This window comes from Synechococcus sp. R3-13 (genome assembly GCF_047462195.1).
Lineage (GTDB): Bacteria > Cyanobacteriota > Cyanobacteriia > Thermostichales > Thermostichaceae > Thermostichus.
The window spans coordinates 1-5,168 of the sequence record NZ_JANSIO010000007.1 but is presented as its reverse complement, the minus strand read 5'-3'; the positions used below and the strand labels follow the sequence as shown (position 1 = coordinate 5,168).

3 protein-coding genes are annotated in these 5,168 nt (G+C 60.4%); 1 reads left to right on the top strand and 2 read right to left on the bottom strand.

Annotation, left to right across the window (positions count from 1 at the left end; genetic code table 11):
- Window positions 1–932, bottom strand: a 932-nt coding sequence (locus tag NW856_RS00100) for a tetratricopeptide repeat protein (protein ID WP_414398424.1), incomplete at its 3' end; no start/stop codon positions are given.
- Window positions 933–1,125: 193 nt separating this feature from the next.
- Between NW856_RS00100 and NW856_RS00095 the strand changes: the two genes are divergently transcribed.
- Window positions 1,126–3,822, top strand: a complete 2,697-nt coding sequence (locus NW856_RS00095) for a phycobilisome rod-core linker polypeptide (protein ID WP_414398422.1) — start codon at window positions 1,126–1,128, stop codon at window positions 3,820–3,822.
- A gap of 52 nt (window positions 3,823–3,874) precedes the next feature.
- On the opposite strand, the gene ruvB is transcribed toward NW856_RS00095, so the two are convergent.
- Window positions 3,875–5,011 (bottom strand): Holliday junction branch migration DNA helicase RuvB, encoded by a 1,137-nt coding sequence (gene ruvB / locus NW856_RS00090; protein ID WP_414398421.1) that lies wholly within the window; start codon window positions 5,009–5,011, stop codon window positions 3,875–3,877.
- Window positions 5,012–5,168: the final 157 nt, after the last annotated feature.

Below are 5,168 nucleotides of genomic sequence, written 5' to 3'. Positions count from 1 at the left end.
TCGGGGATCCTCGCAGATCCCTCTCCCCTGCATGCCTGCTCCAGTCCAGACCGCAGAGGGCTTTCTCTGCCACTGCCCTCGCACCACGCCTGCACCCAATTCCGTTCCGCTGCCACCGCTCGGCAAACCTTCTCCCAAGCGGCCTCAGGGTGATCCAGCCGCACTTCCGCTTCCGCCCAGTAGCTGTAGAGCTGCGCTGTCCCGGTGCCCCGCGCCTCAGCCGCCTGGAAACACCCCACAGCCTGAACTGGATCCTGCAGATCCAGCCACGCCAAGCCCATCTGTACCCAGGGATCCCCCCACTCAGGGCGCAGCCGCGCAGCCTCCTGCAGAGGGGAAATCGCCTCTCGCAAACGGCCCAGCTTCATCAGGGCCAAGCCCCAGCGCCAAAAACTCTCTGCCGCCGTCGGATCCTGCTGGCAAGCCCGCTCAAACCACTCCGCTGCCGCAGCCCACAGCCGGCTCCGCTCTTGGGTCAGGCCAATGCGGTGAGCAGCCAAAGCCTGGCCAGAAGACAGCTCCAGCCCAGAAAGCCCATCCCCCAACTCCAGAAGCTGCCGATACAGAGCTGCTGCCTGCGGCCAATGGCCCTTCTCCCACAGGCTTTCCGCCAAAGCCTGCAAGCTCCTCAGCAGGTGGTAGACGGCCTCGGATTCGGCCACCCCCCCCGCTTGCAGCATCGCCAAGCCCTCTTGCCACACCAGCTGCCCCTCCAGTTCCCGACCCAGCAGGAGATAGGCGGCTCCCAGCTCCCAATACAGCTCTGGAGAGGGGGATCCCTGCTCGAGCTGTTGCTGTAAAACCTGGGTAACGCGTTCGTAATGTCCCTGCTCCCAATCCTCAAGGAGAAAAGCGGAAGACAACAGATGGGAGGGTAGAGCTGGGTTGAGAGCCATGTCTTTGTGGATGAGAAACAGTGTTACAAACTGCAACAACCTCCCCACTCTGGGCCCGTGCCCCTAGTATTCTAGGCTTGGCTTCCCCCTCAGGGATCGGGCATCGATCCTTCTCAGCTCAGAGAGGGATGCTCCTCCAGTCGTGGGTCAGCCTCTTCACCCCCTTCGATGGCACTGTCCTCGGCCTTTGTCGGCAGTTTTTTCGATCAAAACGGAGTTTAAAAGATCGATGGGTATCAACGTATCCGCTGGCGCAGTCGTTTCCAACCCCCGTCTCTACCAAACCGTGCCTGTATCGACCATCTCCCAGGCGGAACAGCAGGATCGCTATCTGGGACGCACCGAGCTGGATCGCCTCGAGGACTTTTTCTCCAGCGGCCTGAAACGGCTAGAGATTGCCGAGGTCATTGCGGCCAATTCGGAAATCATCGTCAGCCGGGCAGCCAACCGCATCTTCACAGGGGGCTCGCCCATGGCCTATCTGGAGCGGCCAGAATCGACCCAAGACGAGAAAGAAGCCTTCAAGCTGGGTACTGCCTTCTACGTGGAATCCACCGGCGGATTCATTGAGGCCATCCGCAACATCTTTAGCGCCAGCGGTGTGGAGATTCCCCCCAATTTCCGCCCCATCAACATCTCCCGCTACGGAGCTGCCAACATGCGCAAATCGCTGCGGGATCTGAGCTGGTTTTTGCGCTACGTTACCTACGCCCTGGTGGCCGGGGATCCCAGTATCATCGCCGTCAACACCCGCGGCCTGCGGGAGATCATCGAAAATGCCTGCTCCGCCGAGGCCACCATTGTCGCCATTCAAGAGATGAAACGGGCGGCGGCTGGCTACTTCCGCAAAGATGCCGAAGCAGTTGCCATCATCAACCAATATTTCGATGTCTTGCTGAGCGAGTTCATCGCCCCCGCCCCTTCCGACAAGCTGCGGCAGCGCAATGCCAGCACCGCCGACGGCCTGCCCCTGCAGGGGCTGCAGCTACCCCAGATCTACAACTTGGCTGCCGAAAAAGTTCCCGTTTTTGCCATGAAGCCGGGGCTGTCCAACGCCGAGAAAGAAGAAGTCATCAAGGCCGCCTATCGACAGGTGTTTGAGCGGGATATCCGCCGCGCCTATGGCCTCAAGCTTTCCGACCTGGAGTCGAAGGTGAAAAACGGCGAGATCTCCATGAAGGAGTTCATTCGCCGCCTAGGCAAATCGGAGCTGTATCGCAAGCAGTTCTACGAGCCTTACATCAACAGCCGCGTCGTGGAGCTGGCCTTCCGCCACTTCCTGGGGCGGGCTCCCGAAACCCGCGAGGAAGTGCAGACCTACTTCTCCATCATCTCCAGCAAGGGTCTGGCTGGCCTGGTGGACGCGCTGGTGGATAGCCGCGAGTACGGAGACTACTTCGGCGAAGAGACGGTACCCTACCTGCGCAAGCTGGGGGTAGAAGCGCAAACCAGCGCCAACTGGGGGGCCAAATTCGACCTCTACAACTACGCTGCCCCCCGCCGCAAGGTGCCCCAGTTCATTACCCTCTTTGCCCGCTACAACCGGCCCCTGCCGGATCAGCATGCCTATGGCTCCGGCAATGACCCGCTGGAGATCCAATTTGGGGCCATCTTCCCCAAGGAAACCCGTTCCCTCAGCGCCCGCCCTGCTCCCTTCAACAAAGATGTCAAGCGCATCCTCATCCGGCGCGGCTTTGCCCTCACCAACGAGCGCACCAATCCCAGAGCAGCAGGGGATCCCGGTAGTCTTGGCCCCAAAGTCTTCAAGCTCACCCAAACTCCCGGCGATCGCAGCCGGCGGCTAGGGGTGCGGGCGGGGATTGTTGGCAGCGAAGTCTCGACGCAAGCGGTGATCCGCGCCTGCTACCAGCAGGTGTACGGTTACATGCCCTACGAAGGCCAACGGCTAACCCGTTGGGAGATCAAGCTGGAGTCGGGGGAAATTCCTGTCAAAGAGTTTATTCGCCAACTGGCCAAGTCGGATCTCTTCCGCAACAAGTACTGGTCCAGCTTGTATGTCTGCAAAGCCATCGAGTTTATCCACCGCAAGCTGCTGGGCCGACCCACCTACGGGCGCCAGGAGATGAACCGCCTATTTGACATCGCCTCCAAGCAAGGGTTCTACGCCGTCGTGGACGCCATCCTCGACAGCGAGGAGTACCAGCAGGTCTTCGGGGAAGATATCGTGCCCTATGAGCGCTACCTCACCCCCGGCGGCCTGGCGCTGCGGCGGATGCGCCCCGGCTCCACCGACATGGCTGTTGCAACCAAGCCCATTCGCACCGACGACGACATCCCTCTCTTTGTCAAGTTGGGTCAGCCTCGGGATATGCCTTCCGGCGAGCTGGAAATCCAGCGGCGGGCCCAGCAGGGGGTGCCCAAGGTACGCCAAGAGATCCCTGTCTTCAAGCTCACCAGCCTGGCCAACAAAGCGGAAGTCAACAACCTCATCCGCGCCGCCTACCGGCAGGTCTTCGAGCGGGATATGGACATCTACAACATCAGCGCCGAGCTCAGCTCTGCCGAGTCCAAGCTGCGCAACGGCGAGATCACCGTCAAGGAGTTCATCGAGGCCCTAGGGTGTTCCGAGCTGTACCGCTCCGAGTTCTATGCCCCCTATCCCAACACCAAGGTGATCGAGCTGGGCACCAAGCACTTCCTGGGCCGTGCGCCCCTCAACCAGCAGGAGATCCGCAAGTACAACCAGATCTTGGCCACCCAGGGGGTGAAAGCCTTTGTGCGCGCCCTGCTGAACACCCAGGAGTATCGGGATCTCTTCGGCGAGGACACGGTGCCCTATCGCCGCTTCCCCACCTTGCCGGCGGCCAACTTCCCCAACACCCAGGAGCTGTACGGTCGCCTTACCAAGCAAAACCGCGAGCTGGTGGTGCCCAGCTTCAGCCCTGTGGGCAATGACCGCAGCTAGATATGGAGCTCTCAACCCCTTCTCTCCTTTTGTGGGAGAGGGAAAAGACAAATTAGCTCCACAAAGGCAGAGGAGACTGGGCTTCATAGCCCAGATGCCGTAGCGCAGCAGGGGTAACCACTCGACCCCGGGGCGTGCGCTGCAGGTAGCCGATCTGCAGCAGATAAGGCTCATACACTTCTTCAATGGTTTGGGGATCCTCACCCGTCACCGCGGCCATCGTCTCCAAGCCCACTGGCCCTCCACCGAACTGCTCCACCAGCACCGTCAGCAGCTTGCGATCGATCCAATCCAAACCCACGGGATCCACCTGGAACAGCTCCAGAGCGGCTGCTGCCACTTCTTGGCTAATGTGGCCATCCCCTCGCACCTGGGCGTAATCTCGCACCCGCTTGAACAGGCGGTTGGCAATGCGGGGCGTGCCCCGAGAACGGCGGGCGATCTCTGCAGCCCCTTCTGGATCGGTGGAGACATTTAAGAGGCGAGCCGTGCGCAGCACGATCTGCACCAGCTCGTGAGGCTCGTAAAAGCGCAGCCGTTGCACGTGGCCAAAGCGATCCCGCAGCGGAGAAGTGAGGGCGCCAATGCGGGTTGTGGCCCCGATGAGGGTAAAGCGTTCCAAGGGCAGAGAGGTGATGCGAGCAGAGCGACCTTTGCCAATGGTGATATCAAGACGAAAATCCTCCATCGCCGGATAGAGCAATTCTTCTGTAACCTTGGGCAGGCGGTGGATCTCGTCAATAAACAACACATCCCCCCGCTTCAAGCGCACCAAATACCCGGCAATGTCGCGGGGGCTCTCCAAAGCCGGCGCGGTGGTCATGTAGAACTGGGATCCCATTTCTGCCGCCAGCACTGCTGCCACCGTGGTTTTGCCTAGACCAGGCGGGCCGTAGAACAGCAGGTGATCCAGAGGCTCTTGGCGAGCGCGGGCCGCCGCAATGGCAATGGAGAGCACTTCTTTAAGTTCCGTCTGGCCAATATATTCCGCTAGGGTGCGCGGGCGCAGGGATTCTTCCTGGGCTTCGCCAGGGTGGGCTTGCGGCTGCAACAGGGCAGAGGGATCCGCTCCCCTTTCCCCAGCAAAGCTCAACTCTCTGCCTTCTTTTCTCCAGGCTGAAGACTTTTGCTGCCGCCGCTTGGGGCCCTCAGCGTTCTGGCCTGTATCCCGAGAAGAAATGATTGCCATATCCCTAAGTCACAGAGGCAATGGCCCCAATTTAACTCTAGAAAAGCTCTGGGAAAGATCACCCCAGCAAAGAGAACAAAAAAATCCCCCAGACCAAGCTGGGGGATCCACCAATGCTGTTGAAGCGTCAGGTCAGGCCATCAGCCACGCACCGCAG

Coding starts and splice junctions, on each gene's coding strand:
- NW856_RS00095 (WP_414398422.1), top strand. CDS start 1,126: ATGGGTATCAACGTATCCGCTGGCGCAGTCGTTTCCAACCCCCGTCTC.
- ruvB (WP_414398421.1), bottom strand. CDS start 5,011: ATGGCAATCATTTCTTCTCGGGATACAGGCCAGAACGCTGAGGGCCCC.